This is a genomic window from Streptomyces sp. NBC_01465 (assembly GCF_036227325.1).
Taxonomy (GTDB): domain Bacteria; phylum Actinomycetota; class Actinomycetes; order Streptomycetales; family Streptomycetaceae; genus Streptomyces.
Window position 1 is genome coordinate 1,379,519 of sequence record NZ_CP109467.1, and the last position, 15,843, is coordinate 1,395,361.

Annotated in this window: 15 protein-coding genes; 6 read left to right on the forward strand and 9 right to left on the reverse strand. The window is 70.2% G+C overall.

Annotation, left to right across the window (positions count from 1 at the left end; translation table 11 throughout):
- Positions 1–51 precede the first annotated feature (51 nt).
- On the reverse strand, positions 52–2,562 hold the full coding sequence (locus OG707_RS06205) for an FHA domain-containing protein (protein ID WP_443071272.1): 2,511 nt from the start codon (positions 2,560–2,562) through the stop codon (positions 52–54).
- A gap of 244 nt (positions 2,563–2,806) precedes the next feature.
- Between OG707_RS06205 and OG707_RS06210 the strand changes: the two genes are divergently transcribed.
- On the forward strand, positions 2,807–4,423 hold the full coding sequence (locus OG707_RS06210) for a streptophobe family protein (protein ID WP_329115202.1): 1,617 nt from the start codon (positions 2,807–2,809) through the stop codon (positions 4,421–4,423).
- 69 nt (positions 4,424–4,492) lie between these two features.
- A complete protein-coding gene (serB, locus tag OG707_RS06215; RefSeq protein WP_329115205.1) occupies positions 4,493–5,701 on the forward strand; it encodes a phosphoserine phosphatase SerB in 1,209 nt (402 codons plus the stop codon).
- 69 nt (positions 5,702–5,770) lie between these two features.
- Here serB and OG707_RS06220 read toward each other — a convergent pair whose 3' ends face one another.
- From OG707_RS06220 to OG707_RS06235, 4 genes are all read right to left on the reverse strand, one after another.
- Positions 5,771–6,322: a SixA phosphatase family protein gene (locus tag OG707_RS06220; RefSeq protein ID WP_329115207.1), complete on the reverse strand. Its 552-nt coding sequence runs from the start codon at positions 6,320–6,322 to the stop codon at positions 5,771–5,773.
- Positions 6,323–6,406: 84 nt separating this feature from the next.
- Positions 6,407–6,613, reverse strand: a complete 207-nt coding sequence (locus OG707_RS06225) for a hypothetical protein (RefSeq protein WP_329115209.1) — start codon at positions 6,611–6,613, stop codon at positions 6,407–6,409.
- Positions 6,614–6,763: 150 nt separating this feature from the next.
- Positions 6,764–6,880 carry an SGM_5486 family transporter-associated protein gene (locus OG707_RS06230; RefSeq protein ID WP_277990027.1) on the reverse strand — a complete coding sequence of 39 codons (117 nt, stop codon included), beginning with the start codon at positions 6,878–6,880 and terminating at the stop codon, positions 6,764–6,766.
- A 5-nt stretch (positions 6,881–6,885) separates the two neighbouring features.
- Entirely contained in the window at positions 6,886–8,178 is a 1,293-nt protein-coding gene (locus OG707_RS06235; RefSeq protein ID WP_329115211.1) for a CynX/NimT family MFS transporter, read from the reverse strand.
- 64 nt (positions 8,179–8,242) lie between these two features.
- Between OG707_RS06235 and OG707_RS06240 the strand changes: the two genes are divergently transcribed.
- Entirely contained in the window at positions 8,243–8,911 is a 669-nt protein-coding gene (locus OG707_RS06240; RefSeq protein ID WP_329127637.1) for a FadR/GntR family transcriptional regulator, read from the forward strand.
- Here OG707_RS06240 and OG707_RS06245 read toward each other — a convergent pair.
- The 3 genes from OG707_RS06245 to fabG form a co-directional block, all read right to left on the reverse strand.
- Positions 8,892–9,257, reverse strand: coding sequence for a hypothetical protein (locus tag OG707_RS06245; RefSeq protein ID WP_329115212.1), 366 nt, complete (start codon positions 9,255–9,257; stop codon positions 8,892–8,894). The genes OG707_RS06240 and OG707_RS06245 overlap by 20 nt on opposite strands.
- 140 nt (positions 9,258–9,397) lie before the next feature.
- Positions 9,398–10,174, reverse strand: coding sequence for an enoyl-ACP reductase FabI (fabI, locus tag OG707_RS06250; RefSeq protein ID WP_329115214.1), 777 nt, complete (start codon positions 10,172–10,174; stop codon positions 9,398–9,400).
- 4 nt (positions 10,175–10,178) lie between these two features.
- Positions 10,179–10,883, reverse strand: a complete 705-nt coding sequence (gene fabG, locus OG707_RS06255) for a 3-oxoacyl-[acyl-carrier-protein] reductase (protein WP_329115216.1) — start codon at positions 10,881–10,883, stop codon at positions 10,179–10,181.
- A 150-nt stretch (positions 10,884–11,033) separates the two neighbouring features.
- On the opposite strand from fabG, the gene OG707_RS06260 reads away from it, so the two are divergent.
- From OG707_RS06260 to tyrS, 3 genes are all read left to right on the forward strand, one after another.
- A complete protein-coding gene (locus OG707_RS06260) occupies positions 11,034–12,593 on the forward strand; it encodes a TldD/PmbA family protein (protein WP_443071473.1) in 1,560 nt (519 codons plus the stop codon).
- A 189-nt stretch (positions 12,594–12,782) separates the two neighbouring features.
- Positions 12,783–14,174: a metallopeptidase TldD-related protein gene (locus tag OG707_RS06265; protein WP_329115220.1), complete on the forward strand. Its 1,392-nt coding sequence runs from the start codon at positions 12,783–12,785 to the stop codon at positions 14,172–14,174.
- 44 nt (positions 14,175–14,218) lie between these two features.
- The gene (tyrS, locus tag OG707_RS06270) at positions 14,219–15,487 is read left to right on the forward strand and encodes a tyrosine--tRNA ligase (protein ID WP_329115222.1); all 1,269 of its coding nucleotides are present in this window, start codon (positions 14,219–14,221) and stop codon (positions 15,485–15,487) included.
- Positions 15,488–15,557: 70 nt separating this feature from the next.
- Here tyrS and OG707_RS06275 read toward each other — a convergent pair whose 3' ends face one another.
- Complete coding sequence (locus OG707_RS06275) at positions 15,558–15,833, reverse strand: GlsB/YeaQ/YmgE family stress response membrane protein (RefSeq protein ID WP_329115224.1); 276 nt, start codon at positions 15,831–15,833, stop codon at positions 15,558–15,560.
- Positions 15,834–15,843: the final 10 nt, after the last annotated feature.

Here is a 15,843-nt window from a genome sequence, read left to right on the forward strand (position 1 = left end):
GGCGGCACCCGCATCGCGCGGGTGCCGCCCTTCGGCGTCGTACGGGGTCCGCTACTTGCGCATGACCTCGGGCTCGTGGCGGCGCAGCAGGCGTGCCACCGCAACGCCGCAGATGACACCGATCACCAGCAGGACGGTGATGTTGATGCCCCACTGGCTCGCCGAGTGCTTCCACAGCGGGTCCAGGTCATTGGGTTTGGAGGTGTCCCACGGCGGCATCAAATGTGCCAGGTCGAGCGTCGCGCCTGCGCCGGCGATGGCCCAGCGGGAGGGCATCAGCCAGGCGAACTGCTCCAGGCCGATCGAGCCGAACACCTTGAAAAGGACGCCGGTGAAGACGACCTGGACGATCGCGAACATCACCAGGAGCGGCATCGTCTTCTCGGCGGTCTTCACCAGCGAGGAGATGACCAGGCCGAACATCATCGAGGTGAAGCCCAGCGCGATGATGACCAGGCAGATCTCGACGGCCGGCGGCATGATCAGCCCCTCGGCGGGGAGCTTGCGCGTCGAGAAGCCGATGCCGCAGATGATGACGCCCTGAATCGCCGTGATCACGCCGAGGACGATGACCTTGGACATCAGGTACGCCGACCGGGAGAGGCCGGTGGCCCGCTCCCGCTCGTAGATGACCCGTTCCTTGATCAGTTCTCGTACGGAGTTGGCCGCACCCGAGAAGCACATGCCGACCGCGAGGATCAGCATGATCGTGCCGGCGTCGCTGTTGAACTGCGCTCCCCCCGTCGGGGGCGCGAGGCCGAACTTCGCCGGGATGACGACGCTGACGACGCCGAGGACCGCGGGCAGGATCACCATCAGCCCCATGAAGCCCTTGTCGGACGCGATGACCGAGGAGTACCGGCGGATCAGCGTCCAGAGCTGGGATCCCCAGCTCTGCGGCTTGGGTGGCTTCATCGCCTGCGGGGGCGGCATGTGCACCGGCTGGGCGGCGACGGCGTCGATGTCGGCGGCGTACATCTGGTAGTGCTGCGAGCCCTTCCAGCGTCCCGCCCAGTCGTAGTCGCGGTAGTTCTCGAAGGCGGAGAAGACATCGGCCCAGGTGTCGTAGCCGAAGAAGTTCAGGGCCTCCTCGGGCGGTCCGAAGTACGCGACGGCGCCGCCCGGTGCCATCACCAGGAGCTTGTCGCAGATGGCGAGTTCGGCCACCGAGTGGGTGACGACGAGGACGGTACGACCGTCGTCGGCGAGCCCGCGCAGCAGCTGCATCACATCGCGGTCCATGCCCGGGTCGAGGCCGGACGTCGGCTCGTCCAGGAAGATCAGCGACGGCTTGGTGAGCAGCTCCAGGGCGACCGAGACGCGCTTGCGCTGGCCACCGGAGAGCGAAGTGATCTTCTTCTCCTTGTGGATGTCCAGCTTGAGCTCGCCGAGGACCTCACCGATCCGCTGGGCGCGCTCGGCCTCGGTGGTGTCGGACGGGAAGCGCAGTTTGGCGGCGTACTTGAGTGCCTTACGGACCGTCAGTTCCTTGTGCAGGATGTCGTCCTGCGGGACCAGGCCGATGCGCTGGCGGAGCTCGGCGAACTGCTTGTAGAGGTTTCGGTTGTCGTAGAGGACATCGCCCTGGTTGGCGGGCCGGTAGCCGGTCAGCGCCTTGAGCAGGGTGGACTTGCCGGAGCCCGAGGGGCCGATGACCGCGATGAGGGACTTCTCGGGGACGCCGAAGGAGACGTCCTTGAGGATGTCCTTGCCGCCGTCGACCGTCACCGTCAAGTGGCGTGCGGAGAAGGAGACTTCACCGATGTCGTCGAACTGCTCCAGGCGGTCCCCGACGAGGCGGAAGGTGGAGTGGCCGACGCCGACGATGTCGTTGGGGCCGATGAGCGCCGTGCCGGACTTGGTCATCGGCTGGCCGTTGATGTACGTGCCGTTGTGCGAGCCCAGGTCACGGATCTCGAACCGGCCGTCGGGCGTGGCCACGAACTCGGCGTGGTGGCGCGAGACCTGGAGGTCGGCGACGACCAGTTCGTTCTCGAGCGCACGGCCGATGCGCATGACGCGCCCCAGCGCCAGCTGGTGGAAGGTGGTCGGCGAGCGGTCGCCGTAGACCGGCGGGGCCCCCGCGGCACCGCCGGGGAATCCAGCGCCGGGGCCGCTGCTCTGCTGCTGCGGGAACGGCGCCGGCTGCTGCCAGTTGGGCCGCTCCTCCGCGCGCGCCGGCGCCTGCTGGGACGCCGCCCACCCCGGCGATCCGTGCTGCTGCGCCTGCACGGTCTGTTGCGGAGCCGGGGCCTGGGCCGCCGCTGCCGCACCGCCGGAGAGATTCAGCCGCGGGCCGTCGGTCGCGTTGCCGAGGTGCACGGCGGAGCCCGGACCGATCTCCATCCGGTGGACCCGCTGCCCCTGTACGAACGTGCCGTTGGTCGAGCCGTGATCCTCGATCACCCAACTGCGCCCGGCCCAGCTGATGGTGGCGTGCCGCCACGAGACCCGGGCGTCGTTGACGGCCAGATCGCCCTGCGGATCACGCCCAAGGGTGTATGACCTGGACGAATCGAGCGTCCAGGTGCTGCCATTCAATTCCAGTACGAGTTCCGGCACTCCAGCCCCACTTATTGTCCCCCGAGGTACCCCCGTCACTGGGAGTCTAGGGATGGTGAACATCCTGAGGAACTATTTCAGGCTCAGTTACGTATCGGAAAGCCGGGCTCGGTGAAGACCCCGTGCGTGCGGACACCCACAGCCCGTTGACGCGGCGGAAACACCCCCGGACAGTGGTAAGCGCCCATGAGTGCGTACGGATCATGCGCGAATGGGGCAACTCACCGCAGATCGGGGGGTCCTGATGGACGCAGGCGGAAGTACGGGCGCGCGCTGGGGAGATGTGGTTCTCGGGTCCATAGCCGCGGTGAGCTGGGCGTTGGTCGGCATGGCGGGCACCGCCGCGCTCGGGCTGCACCTGCTGGGGGCCGATCAGTCGGCCAGGCTGGGGCCGATGACGGCGGCCGTGGTGGTCATGGCGGTGGGCGGTTCGGTCAGTCCGTCCGGCGATGTGTCGGCCTTCGGTCTGACGGGGGCCGAGGCGACGACGGCGCTCAACGTGACTCCGCTGGGGGTGGCCCTGGTCGGTGCGCTGCTGCTCGCGTTCTTCTTCCTGCGGTCGCTCCGTGCGGCCGGCCGCACGATCCCCGGTCCCGAACTCGCCGCCCGGGTGGTCACGTTGGCGGTGCTCTTCGTCGCGGTGATCGGCGGGCTCGCCTGGGCGGGGCACGACGTCATCACGATCGACGGGGGCAAGCTGGGGCTCGACAAGATCCCGGGCGCGGGCGGCATCGGGGACAAACTGCCGGGCGGGATCGGGGACATCGGCGGTCTGCTTCCGGACAAGATCGGGGATCTCGTCAACGCCAAGGCCTCGGTGGGCTTCACCGTCAACACGGGTGAGTCGCTGGCGGGCGGCGCCTGCTGGGTGCTGGCCGTGATGGTGATCGCCCTGCTGGCCTCGCGCCGTACGCCGCTGCCGCCGGGCTGGGGCGCGGTGCACCGGGTCGTGCGGCCGGCCGCCTCCGCGCTGGTCGCCGTCCTGCTGGTGGCGGTCGCGGCGGGGCTCGCGGCGGCCGCGTACGCGATGATCGGCGACGACCACCCCAAGCGGATCGCGGGCGCCGCGCTGCTCGGGGCGCCGAACGGGACGTGGCTGGCGATCCCGCTGGGGCTCTTCGTGCCCTGGGACGGGAAGGCCACGGGCGCGCTCGGGAAGCTCCTGCCGGATCCGATCGACGATCTGCTGAAGGTGGGCACGAACCAGTCGATCACCATGAGCAGGATCGCCGAACTGGACGGACGCGTCTGGCTGTTGGCGGTCGCGACCGCGGTCATGATGCTGTACGCGGGGGTGCTCGCGGCCGCCCGTACGCCGGTCGGAGGCCTCTCGGCCCTCGGCTTCGCCGGACGGTGCGCCCTGCGGCTCGGTGTGGTGACAGGGGCCGCACTGCCGCTGCTGGTCTGGCTGACCGACGTATCGGCGAACGCCTCGCTCTCGGTGATCGGCTTCGACGCCTTCGGGGCGGGGATCGAACTGCACGGGCAGCTGGGCATGGCGCTGCTCCTGGGCCTGGCGTGGGGGGCGGGGGCCGGCGGGGCCGGTGCGCTCCTCGCGTACGCCTCGGGTGCGGCGGGGCGGCGGTCGGCGGCGCTCGCACTCGGCGGGGAAGGGCACGGCGGCGACCGTACGTACCCGGACCTGGCGTACGCACCCGGGCCCTACACACCGTCGGCGCCCTACCGCCCCTCGCACGACGACACGAACCCGTACCTGCGCCCCGGCGAACTCCACGGGGCCCCGACGATGGTCGGCCCGCTCACCCCGCCGCCCCCTCCTCCCCCGCCCCCCAAGAAGGAGCCGCGCGACGAGGGACCTCCGCCGCCGCCCCCGCCGGGTCCGCCCAGGGGCCGTCGCTGAGGGGGCGGTGTCCGGGGAGCGGACGGGGTGGCCGGGGGGCGCGTGACGCCCTATACGGTGGGGATCACCATGAGCGCATCGCAGACCCCCACCCTTCTCGTCAAGATCTTCGGGAAGGACCGGCCCGGGATCACCGCCGGGCTCTTCGACACCCTCGCCGCCTACTCCGTCGATGTCGTGGACATCGAGCAGGTCGTCACCCGGGGGCGCATCGTCCTGTGCGCCCTGGTCACCTCGCCCACCGCGGGCGGGACCACCGAGGGCGAGCTGCGCGCGACCGTGCACAGCTGGGCCGAGTCGCTCAGGCTGCAGGCCGAGATCATCTCCGGCATCGGCGACAACCGGCCCCGCGGCAGCGGACGCTCCCACGTCACCGTCCTGGGCCACCCGCTCACCGCCGAGTCCACGGCGGCCATAGCGGCTGCGATCACCTCGACCGGCGGCAACATCGACCGTATCTTCCGGCTCGCCAAGTACCCGGTCACCGCTGTGGAGTTCGCGGTGTCCGGTACGGAGACCGAGCCGCTGCGCACGGCGCTCGCGACCGAGGCCGCCGCTCTCGGCGTGGACGTGGCCGTCGTCGCCGCCGGGCTGCACCGCCGCGCCCAGCGCCTGGTCGTCATGGACGTGGACTCCACCGTCATCCAGGACGAGGTGATCGAGCTCTTCGCCGCGCACGCCGGCTGCGAGGACGAGGTCGCCGAGGTGACCGCGCGGGCGATGCGCGGGGAGCTGGACTTCGAGCAGTCGCTGCACGCACGCGTCGCGCTGCTGAAGGGGCTCGACGAGTCGGTCGTGGAGAAGGTGCGGACCGAGGTACGGCTCACCCCGGGCGCCCGGACCCTCATCCGTACCCTCAAGCGTCTCGGGTACCAAGTGGGCGTGGTGTCGGGCGGGTTCACCCAGGTCACGGACGACCTGAAGGAGCGCCTCGGCCTCGACTTCGCCTCCGCCAACACGCTGGAGATCGTCGACGGGAAGCTCACGGGCCGCGTCGTCGGAGAGATCGTCGACCGGGCGGGCAAGGCCAGGCTGCTGCGCCGCTTCGCCGCCGAGGCGGGCGTTCCGCTCTCCCAGACGGTCGCGATCGGCGACGGCGCCAACGACCTGGACATGCTCAACGCGGCCGGTCTGGGTGTCGCCTTCAACGCCAAGCCGGTGGTCCGCAAGGCGGCCGACACCGCCGTCAACGTGCCGTTCCTGGACACCGTGCTGTATCTGCTCGGCATCACCCGCGAAGAGGTCGAGGCCGCCGACGGGCTGGTCGAGAACATCTGACCTCACGCACGGAAAGGGCCCCGGTACGCGGCTGCGTACCGGGGCCTTCTGACGTACGGGAGGGACTGCCTACTCGTGCGGGGCCCAGAAGTCCTCGAGCCTGCCCACACCGTGCTCGACGGACTTCCACGTTCCGGTGAAGGAGACGACGGCGACGGCCGCCGTCGGGAAGCCGCCCCGGGTCATCCGGGCGAGCGCGTCGCTCTCGGCCTTGCCCGCCAGTGCGTCGGCGAGGGCGTGCACTCCGGGGTTGTGGCCGATGAGGAGGAGGTTCTTCACCTCGTCGGGGGTCTCGTTGAGCAGCGCCAGGAGGTCGCCGAGCGAAGCCTCGTACAACCGCTCCTCGTACACGGTCTTGGGGCGCTGCGGCAGCTCCTGCACGGCCAGCTTCCAGGTCTCCCGGGTCCTGGCGGCGGTGGAGCAGAGGGCAAGATCGAAGGTGAGGCCCAGGGCGGCCAGCCGGCGGCCTGCGACGGGGGCGTCCGCACGGCCGCGCTCGGCGAGCGGCCGGTCGTGGTCGGACACCTGGGGCCAGTCCGCCTTCGCGTGGCGGAGAAGGACGATCCTGCGGGATTCGGTGGTTCCGGGGGCGGTCCCCTCGGAGGACGCAGCGACGCTCATGCGCTCCAGCTTCGCACGAATCATGCCGAGGGGCGCAGGGAGTTGAAGGGCTCCCCCAGCACGAGTGAACGGGGTCGGGGACGGCTACTGGGAGAGGGTCTCCTGCACGCGCTCCAGCAGGTGGGTCAGTGCCGGATCGCCGGATGCGGCCTGGGCCTGACCGGGCGCGGTGATGAGCAGCAGGAGCACGGCGAAGGCGATCGCGGGCAGGACGACGGCCCACCAGGGCAGCTTGATGTCGACACGACCCGGGGCCGAGGTGTGGGACCTGGTGGGGATGTGGGCCGACATGGCCGCCTCCGTGAAGTTCGCGGTTGCTGATGACCACGAATCTACGGAGTACGGGCGGCCGAACCCATCCGGTGAACTACCCACTTCACCCTGACCCTGACCCCCTAGGGGATGGTGGTGCTAGCCCCACCCCTCAGCGGCTCCAGGGCCTCACGGGGAGGCGAGCGTCGCGATGATGGCGACGACGATCGTGACGGCGAACATCGCGCCGAGCACGAGCAGCAGCTTCTTCTGGCCGTTGGGGGGATTCGGTTCGAGTACGGGCATGACAGTCAGTCTCGCATCCCGCATTCGTCCTCAATCGTCCGGTCCCGTCCTGCCAGGATCCCGACGACGATCTGGGGCACCATCAGCCCCGCCATCAGCGCGATCGGCAGCCCCCAGCTGCCGCTGTGCTCGTACAGGACGCCGACGAGCAGCGGTCCGGGGATGGAGAGCAGATAGCCGGTCGACTGGGCGAAGGCGGAGAGGCGTACGACGCCGGCGCCGGTCCGCGACCTCATGCCGATCATGGTGAGGGCCAGCGGGAACGAGCAGTTGGAGATGCCGAGCAGCAGGGCCCACGCCCAGGCGCCGCCGGCCGGGGCCATGAACAGGCCCGCGTAGCCGATGAGTCCGCAGCTGCCGAGCGCGACGACGATCGGGCCCTGGTTCTTCATCCGGGTCGCGACGCGCGGGATGACGAAGGCGAGCGGGACGCCCATGGCCATCGTCACGGCGAGCAGCACCCCGGCCGTGGAGGCCGAGACCCCGGCGTCGCGGAAGATCTGCGGCATCCAGCCCATGGTGATGTACGCGGCGGTGGCCTGGAGTCCGAAGAAGCAGGCGAGCGCCCAGGCGGTACGGGAGCGGGTGATACGGAGCTCCGGCGCCGGAGCCTGCTGCGCCGCGGCGGCGGTGGCCTCCTGGGCGCCGGCCGCGCTGCGGTCCCGTACGAGAGCGATCCAGGGCACCACCGCGACGACGGCCAGGATCGCCCAAATCCCCAGCCCCCAGTGCCAGTTGTCGCCCAGGGAGTGGGTCAGCGGCACGGTGACGGCGGCCGCGAGGGAGGTGCCGGCCGCGAGTGCCATGGAGTAGAGGCCGGTCATGGAGCCGACGCGGTCGGGGAAGTACCGCTTGACGATCACCGGCATCAGGACGTTGGAGACGGCGATGCCCATGAGCGCGAGGGCGCTGGCGGCGAGGAAGCCGACGGTGCCGCCGGCGAACGGGCGGATCAGCAGACCCGCCGCGATGGCGACCATGCCCGCGCAGACGATCGCGCCCGGGCCGTAGCGGCGGGCGAGGCGGGGCGCGAGGATCCCGAAGACCGCGAAGCAGAGCGAGGGGACGGAGGTGAGCAGACCGGCCACGCTGTCGCTCATCCCGAGCGAGTGCTGCACCTCTTCGAGGAGCGGGCCCAGGCTGGTGATGGCGGGGCGGAGGTTGAGCGCCGCGAGGACGATGCCGACCATGACCAGCTTGATGGTCCAACCGGCCTGCCGCTTCCCCGGGGAGGGAGAATCGGCGGCGGTGCGCGGCTCGGTGTCGCGGCTCAGGGTCTGTGTCTCGTCGTCGGGCATGGAGCCATCATAGAATCATGGGATGATTGGTTGTCCAATCACCGAAGTCATCGAATGGAGCACCATGGCGCTGACCTCCCCCCGGCGTTCCGCCCTCTCCGACCAGGTGATCACGGAGCTGCGGAACCAGATCACCTCGGGCGAGTGGCCGGTCGGCTCACGCATTCCGACCGAGCCCGAGCTGGTCGAGCAGCTGGGCGTGGCCCGCAACACCGTCCGCGAGGCGGTGCGCGCGCTCGCGCACAACGGGCTGCTCGACATCCGGCAGGGTTCGGGGACGTACGTCATCGCGACCAGCGAACTGGCCGGGGTGATGCACCGCCGCTTCGCCTCCGCCGACCCGCGGCACATCGCCGAGCTGCGCTCCACGCTGGAGGCTTCGGGCGCCCGGCTGGCCGCCGAGCGGCGTACGCAGAAGGACCTGAAGCAGCTCGACGCGCTGCTGAAGCGGCGCGAGGAGATGTGGGAAACGGGTGACGCGGAGGCGTTCGTGGCCGCGGACGCGACGCTTCATCTGGCGATCGTCGCGGCCTCGCACAACGACGTACTGACCGAGCTCTACGCCGACCTGGGCGATCTGCTGCGCGACTGGCTGCGCGACGACGTGGGGCGGGTGCTGCGGCCCGAGGGCTACATGGACCATGCCCGGCTGATCGACGCGATCCGGGCGGGTGACGCGGACACGGCGGAGACGGAGGCCGCGAGCTACGCCTTCAACTGCGTGCGTGGGTGATCCAGACCGAGCGGACCTCTTTCCAGCACCGGTCGGTGAGGCGCACGGTCTGCGCGGGGTAGACCTCGACGGGCCTGCCGTCCGCGTCGATGTCCCACCAGCGCTCACACTCCACGTGCAGCTGGACGCGGTCGCCGTCCGGGTAGGGGTTGTGGCAGTACGCGACGACGTGGGAGCCCCGTATCTCCGTACGGCACTCGGAACCTGTGGGCTCGGGGGTCTCGACGGCGGCGGGGGCGGCGGGGGCGCCCGCGGGCCGGGCGGCGACGGTCGGGGCCGCGGTGAGCGCGGCCAGGGCGAGGGCGGCGGTCAGGAGGGCCGCGCTCCGGCGACGTGGGCGACGCACATCGATACCTCCTCCCCTGGGCTCGCCGGGTGAGTCCCGGTCCGCTCAGTCTGCGGGCGAAGGGCGCATCACGCACGACGGCCGCGTCCCCACCTCCGGAGGGAGGTGGGGACGCGGCCGTCGTGTTACGTACGAGAGCGTCAGGCGCCGATCGCGTGCAGGCCACCATCCACGTGGATGATCTCGCCCGTGGTCTTCGGGAACCAGTCCGACAGGAGCGCGACGATGCCGCGGCCGGCCGGCTCCGGGTCGTCCAGCTTCCACGCCAGCGGGGAACGGCTGTCCCACACCGCGGCCAGGTCGCCGAAGCCGGGGATCGACTTGGCGGCCATGGAGCCGAGGGGGCCCGCGGAGATCAGGTTGCAGCGGATGTCCCGCTCGCCGAGGTCGCGCGCCATGTAGCGGCTGGTGGCCTCCAGGGCGGCCTTGGCCGGGCCCATCCAGTCGTACTTCGGCCAGGCGAACTGCGCGTCGAAGGTGAGGCCGACGATGGAGCCGCCCTCGGTCATCAGCGGCAGCAGCGCCATGGTCAGCGACTTCAGGGAGAAGGCGGAGACGTGCATGGCCGTGGCCACGGACTCGAACGGCGTGTTCAGGAAGTTGCCGCCGAGCGCGTCCTGCGGCGCGAAGCCGATGGAGTGCACGACACCGTCGAGGCGGTCGCCGAGGTGCTCGCGCACCTGGCCCTCGAGACGGGCGAGGTGCTCGTCGTTGGAGACGTCCAGCTCCAGGACCTTGACGTCGTCGGGCCGGGGCAGCTTCTTGGCGATGCGCTCGGTGAGGGTCGGACGCGGCCAGGCCGTGAGGATGATCTCCGCGCCCTGCTCCTGGGCCAGCTTCGCGGTGTGGAAAGCGATGGAGGACTCCGTCAGCACTCCCGTGATGAGGATGCGCTTGCCTTCGAGGATTCCACTCATGTGATCAGTGACCCATGCCCAATCCGCCGTCAACGGGGATGACGGCTCCAGTGATGTACGACGCGTCGTCGGAGGCGAGGAACCGCACCGTGGCGGCGATCTCCTCCGGCTGCGCGTAACGGCCGAGCGGCACCTGGGCGACGATGCCCTTGCGCTGGTCGTCGGTGAGAACCTTCGTCATGTCGGTGTCCACGAAGCCGGGCGCGACGACGTTGAAGGTGATGTTGCGGGAGCCCAGCTCGCGGGCGAGCGAGCGGGCGAAGCCGACCAGACCGGCCTTGGACGCGGCGTAGTTCGCCTGGCCCGCGGAGCCGAGGAGCCCGACCACCGAGGAGATGAGGACGACGCGGCCCTTCTTGGCGCGCAGCATGCCGCGGTTGGCGCGCTTCACGACCCGGAAGGTACCGGTGAGGTTCGTGTCGAGTACGGCGGTGAAGTCCTCTTCGGACATCCGCATGAGGAGCTGGTCCTTGGTGACGCCGGCGTTGGCCACCAGCACCTCCACGGGACCGTGCTTCTCCTCGATCTCCTTGTAGGCCTGCTCCACCTGCTCGGTGTCGGTGATGTCGCACTTCACCGCAAGGAAGCCCTCTGGAGGCTCGCCCGAGCGGTACGTGATCGCGACCTGGTCGCCTGCGTCGGCGAAAGCGCGGGCGATGGCGAGGCCGATGCCCCGGTTTCCTCCGGTGACGAGAACCGAGCGGCTCAACGGATCACCCTTTCGATAGCGGTCTGGTACTCACGCAAACTATCGGTCTCGTCCCACTTACGGGGAATCGGCCTCCCACAGGGCCTGCCTGCGGTCCCTGTCGGGTCCCTACAGAAAGGGCCTGGGCAATGGGCCTGTGAACAGGACATGATGCGGTCGACCGGTCGTGACGAACAGGAGACATCCGTGCCCCATTCCATCGACGCAGCCTTTACGGCACTGCCGCTGCGGGCCCTCGCCGACGCGGCGCTCGCCCGGGCCCGCGCGCTCGGCGTGGATCATGCCGACTTCCGATTCGAGCGGGTGCGCAGCGCGTCCTGGCGGCTGCGCGACGCCAAGCCCGCGGGTTCCTCCGACGGCACCGACCTCGGGTACGCGGTGCGGGTGGTGCACGGCGGCAGCTGGGGGTTCGCCTCCGGTGTCGATCTGTCCATGGACGCGGCCGCCCGGGTGGCGGGGCAGGCCGTAGCCATGGCCAAGCTCTCCGCGAAGGTGATCAAGGCGGCGGGTTCGGACGAGCGGGTGGAGCTGGCGGCGGAGCCGGTCCACTCGGAGAAGACCTGGGTCTCGTCGTACGAGATCGACCCGTTCTCCGTGCCCGACGAGGAGAAGACGGGGCTGCTGGCCGACTGGTCGGCACGGCTGCTCGCGGCCGACGGCGTCGCGCACGTGGACGCCTCGCTGATGACGGTCCTGGAGAACAAGTTCTACGCGGACACCGCAGGCACCGTCACCACGCAGCAGCGCGTACGGCTGCACCCGCAGCTGACGGCCGTGGCGGTCGACGAGACCACGGGCGAGTTCGACTCGATGCGGACGATCGCGCCGCCGGTCGGGCGCGGCTGGGAGTACCTGACGGGGACCGGCTGGGACTGGAACTCCGAGCTGGAGCGCATCCCGGAGCTGCTCGCGGAGAAGATGCGGGCGCCGAGCGTGGAGGCGGGGACGTACGACCTGGTCGTCGACCCGTCGAACCTCTGGCTGACGATCCACGAGTCGATCGGCCACGCCACGGAGCTGGACCGCGCGCTGGGGTACGAGGCGGCGTACGCGGGAACCTCCTTCGCCACCTTCGACCAGCTGGGCAAGCTGGCGTACGGCTCCCCCGTCATGAACGTGACCGGCGACCGGACGGCCGAGCACGGGCTCGCGACCATCGGGTACGACGACGAGGGCGTGGCCGCGCAGTCCTGGGACCTGGTGAAGGACGGGACGCTGGTCGGCTATCAACTCGACCGCAGGATCGCCAAGTTGACGGGGTTCGAGCGGTCCAACGGGTGCGCCTACGCGGACTCCCCCGGGCATGTGCCGGTGCAGCGGATGGCCAATGTGTCGCTGCAGCCGGATCCCGGCGGGCTCTCCACGGAGGATCTGATCGGCGGGGTCGAGCGGGGCATCTACGTGGTCGGCGACCGGTCGTGGTCGATCGACATGCAGCGCTACAACTTCCAGTTCACGGGTCAGCGCTTCTTCCGCATCGAGAACGGCAAGCTCGCAGGTCAGCTGCGGGACGTCGCCTACCAGGCGACGACCACCGACTTCTGGGGATCGATGGAGAAGGTCGGCGGCCCCTCGACGTACGTCCTGGGCGGCGCGTTCAACTGCGGCAAGGCCCAGCCGGGCCAGGTCGCGGCGGTCTCGCACGGCTGCCCGTCCGCCCTCTTCAGGGGCGTCAACATCCTCAATACGACGCAGGAGGCCGGTCGATGAGCCGCCAGCACCCCTGTGCGGCTTCGGCCGCGACACCCCCCGGCTGGGGGTCCGGGGGTCGCCCCCCGGGAAAGCACAGTCTCAACACGACGCAGGAGGCGGGCCGATGAGGCGCGAGCACCCTCGTACGCGGGCCGTTTCCGCGCCCATCCCGACGCACCGTCCGAGCAGCCCGCAGGAGGCACGCCGATGAGCCGTAGCACCAAGCCCTACGAGATCGTCGAGCGCGCGCTCTCGCTCTCCACCGCCGACGGCTGCGTCGTCATCGCCGACGAGCAGTCCAGCGCCAACCTCCGCTGGGCGGGCAACGCCCTCACCACCAACGGCGTCACCCGCGGCCGCACCCTGACCGTCATCGCGACCGTCGACGGCAAGGAGGGCACCGCGTCCGGTGTCGTCTCGCGGTCCGCCGTCACCGCCGACGATCTCGAGCCGCTCGTACGGGCAGCCGAGGCCGCCGCCCGCGGTGGCGCGCCGGCCGAGGACGCGCAGCCGCTGGTCACCGGGGTGCCCGTCTCCCCCGACTTCACCGACGCCCCCGCCGAGACCTCCTCCGCCGTCTTCACCGACTTCGCGCCCGCGCTCGGCGAGTCCTTCGCCCGCGCCCGGGCCGGCGGACGCGAGCTCTACGGGTTCGCCAACCACGAGATGACCTCCAGCTATCTCGGTACGTCGACGGGCCTGCGCCTGCGCCACGACCAGCCCAACGGCACCCTGGAGCTCAACGCCAAGTCCCCGGACCGCAAGCGCTCCGCCTGGGCGGGCCGGGCGACCCGGGACTTCAAGGACGTCGACCCCGCCGCGCTCGACGCCGAGCTGGCGCAGCGGCTCGGCTGGGCCGAGCGCCGTATCGAGCTGCCCGCCGGGCGGTACGAGACGCTGCTGCCGCCCACCGCCGTCGCCGACCTGCTGATCTACCAGCTGTGGTCGTCCGCGGCCCGGGACGCCGCCGAGGGCCGGACCGTGTTCTCCAAGCCTGGCGGCGGCACGCGTCTCGGCGAGCAGCTCTCCCCGCTCCCGCTGACCCTGCGCAGCGACCCGAACGAGCCGGGGCTCGAGTCCTCGCCCTTCGTGCTCACGCACTCCTCGGGCGACGACGCGTCCGTCTTCGACAACGGTCTGCCGCTGACCGCCACGGACTGGATCCGCGAGGGAACGCTGGAGCGCCTGGTCACCACCCGGCACAGCGCCGGCCTGACCAAGATGCCGGTGGCGCCCGCGATCTCCAACCTGATCCTGGACGGGGGCGGCACGAAGTCCCTGGACGAGATGGTGGCGGGCACCGAGCGCGGGCTGCTGCTGACCTGCCTCTGGTACATCCGCGAGGTGGACCCGGCGACGCTGCTGCTCACCGGGCTGACCAGGGACGGCGTCTACCTCGTCGAGAACGGCGAGGTCGTGGGCGAGGTGAACAACTTCCGGTTCAACGAGTCCCCCGTCGATCTGCTGTCGCGCGCCACCGAGGCCGGAGTCACGGAGAAGACGCTGCCGCGCGAGTGGGGCGACTGGTTCACCCGGGCCGCGATGCCCGCGCTGAGGGTCCCGGATTTCAATATGAGTTCGGTCAGCCAGGGCGTATAACCTCGTAGGAGTCTGTAAGCAACATCCGAGGAGACAAGAGAACCGTGACGGACATCGTCGACGAACTGCAGTGGCGCGGGCTGATCGCCCTCTCTACTGACGAGGACGCACTGCGCAAGGCGTTCGCGGACGGTCCTGTCACGTTCTATTGCGGTTTCGACCCGACCGCCTCCAGCCTGCACCTCGGCAATCTGGTGCAGATCCTGACCATGCGCCGGATCCAGCTGGCGGGCAACCGTCCGCTGGGTCTGGTCGGCGGTGCCACGGGGCTGATCGGCGACCCGAAGCCCAACTCGGAGCGCACGCTCAACGACCCCGAGACCGTCGCCGCCTGGGTGGGCCGGCTGCGCGGGCAGATCGAGCGGTTCCTGGACTTCGAGGGCCCGTACGCCGCGACCATGGTCAACAACCTGGACTGGACGTCGGGTCTGTCGGCCATCAGCTTCCTGCGGGACATCGGCAAGTACTTCCGGGTCAACAAGATGATCGCGAAGGAGGCCGTCGCACGGCGCCTCAACTCCGACGCGGGCATCAGCTACACCGAGTTCAGCTACCAGATCCTGCAGGGCATGGACTTCCTGGAGCTCAACCGCCGGTACGGCTGCACGCTGCAGACCGGTGGCAGCGACCAGTGGGGCAATCTGACCGCGGGCACCGACCTGATCCACCGGGTCGAGCCCGAAGCCGATGTGCACGCGCTGGCGACGCCGCTGATCACCAAGGCGGACGGCACGAAGTTCGGCAAGACGGAGTCCGGCACGGTCTGGCTGGACGCGGAGCGGACCACTCCGTACGCCTTCTACCAGTTCTGGCTGAACGCCGACGACCGGGATGTCTCCAAGTTCCTGCGCATCTTCAGCTTCAAGTCCCGCGAGGAGATCGAGGAGCTGGAGAAGCTGACCGAGGAGCGTCCTCAGGCGCGCGCCGCCCAGCGGGCGCTGGCCGAGGAGCTCACGACGATGGTGCACGGCGGCGATCAGTGCGCCGCGGTCATCGCCGCGTCCAAGGCTCTCTTCGGCCAGGGCGAGCTGACGGAGCTCGACGAGGCGACGCTCGTCTCCTCGCTCTCCGAGCTGCCGCACGCCAAGGTCGAGGGCCTCCAGCCGGTCGTGGACCTGCTCGTCGAGACGGGTCTGGTGCCCAGCAAGTCGGCCGCCCGCCGCGCCGTCAAGGAGGGCGGGGCGTACGTGAACAACGTGAAGGTGGCCGGCGAGGACGCCGTACCGGCGGCCGGTGAGCTGCTGCACGGACGCTGGCTGGTGCTGCGCCGGGGCAAGAAGAACCTGGCCGCGGTCGAGGTCGCGGGCGTCTAGTACGCGGACAGCAACGCAACGAGGGGCGGCCGGGATGATCTCCCGGCCGCCCCTCGTTGCGTACTCGCGTTCAGCCTGTCTGTTTTTTGCCTCTGACCGCGGACCATGCGGCGTCACCGAGAGCAACGACGATCACTGCGCCCACCAGCTGGAGCAGATGCCTGGTCCAGTCGATGCCACCGGTGTCGTTGACACCCATCCCGGTGGCGGCCCAGTTGCCCAGCACGCTGCCGAGGATGCCGAACACCGCCGTCAGCCACAGGGGGATCTGCTGCTTGCCCGGGATGATCGCCTTGGCGATCAGTCCGAGCACCAGTCCCACGATGATTGCCCACAACCAACTCATGTCGCCTCCT

Coding starts and splice junctions, on each gene's coding strand:
- OG707_RS06210 (WP_329115202.1), top strand. CDS start 2,807: ATGGACGCAGGCGGAAGTACGGGCGCGCGCTGGGGAGATGTGGTTCTC.
- serB (WP_329115205.1), top strand. CDS start 4,493: ATGAGCGCATCGCAGACCCCCACCCTTCTCGTCAAGATCTTCGGGAAG.
- OG707_RS06220 (WP_329115207.1), bottom strand. CDS start 6,322: ATGAGCGTCGCTGCGTCCTCCGAGGGGACCGCCCCCGGAACCACCGAA.
- OG707_RS06225 (WP_329115209.1), bottom strand. CDS start 6,613: ATGTCGGCCCACATCCCCACCAGGTCCCACACCTCGGCCCCGGGTCGT.
- OG707_RS06230 (WP_277990027.1), bottom strand. CDS start 6,880: ATGCCCGTACTCGAACCGAATCCCCCCAACGGCCAGAAGAAGCTGCTG.
- OG707_RS06235 (WP_329115211.1), bottom strand. CDS start 8,178: ATGCCCGACGACGAGACACAGACCCTGAGCCGCGACACCGAGCCGCGC.
- OG707_RS06240 (WP_329127637.1), top strand. CDS start 8,243: ATGGCGCTGACCTCCCCCCGGCGTTCCGCCCTCTCCGACCAGGTGATC.
- fabI (WP_329115214.1), bottom strand. CDS start 10,174: ATGAGTGGAATCCTCGAAGGCAAGCGCATCCTCATCACGGGAGTGCTG.
- OG707_RS06260 (WP_443071473.1), top strand. CDS start 11,034: ATGCGGTCGACCGGTCGTGACGAACAGGAGACATCCGTGCCCCATTCC.
- OG707_RS06265 (WP_329115220.1), top strand. CDS start 12,783: ATGAGCCGTAGCACCAAGCCCTACGAGATCGTCGAGCGCGCGCTCTCG.
- OG707_RS06275 (WP_329115224.1), bottom strand. CDS start 15,833: ATGAGTTGGTTGTGGGCAATCATCGTGGGACTGGTGCTCGGACTGATC.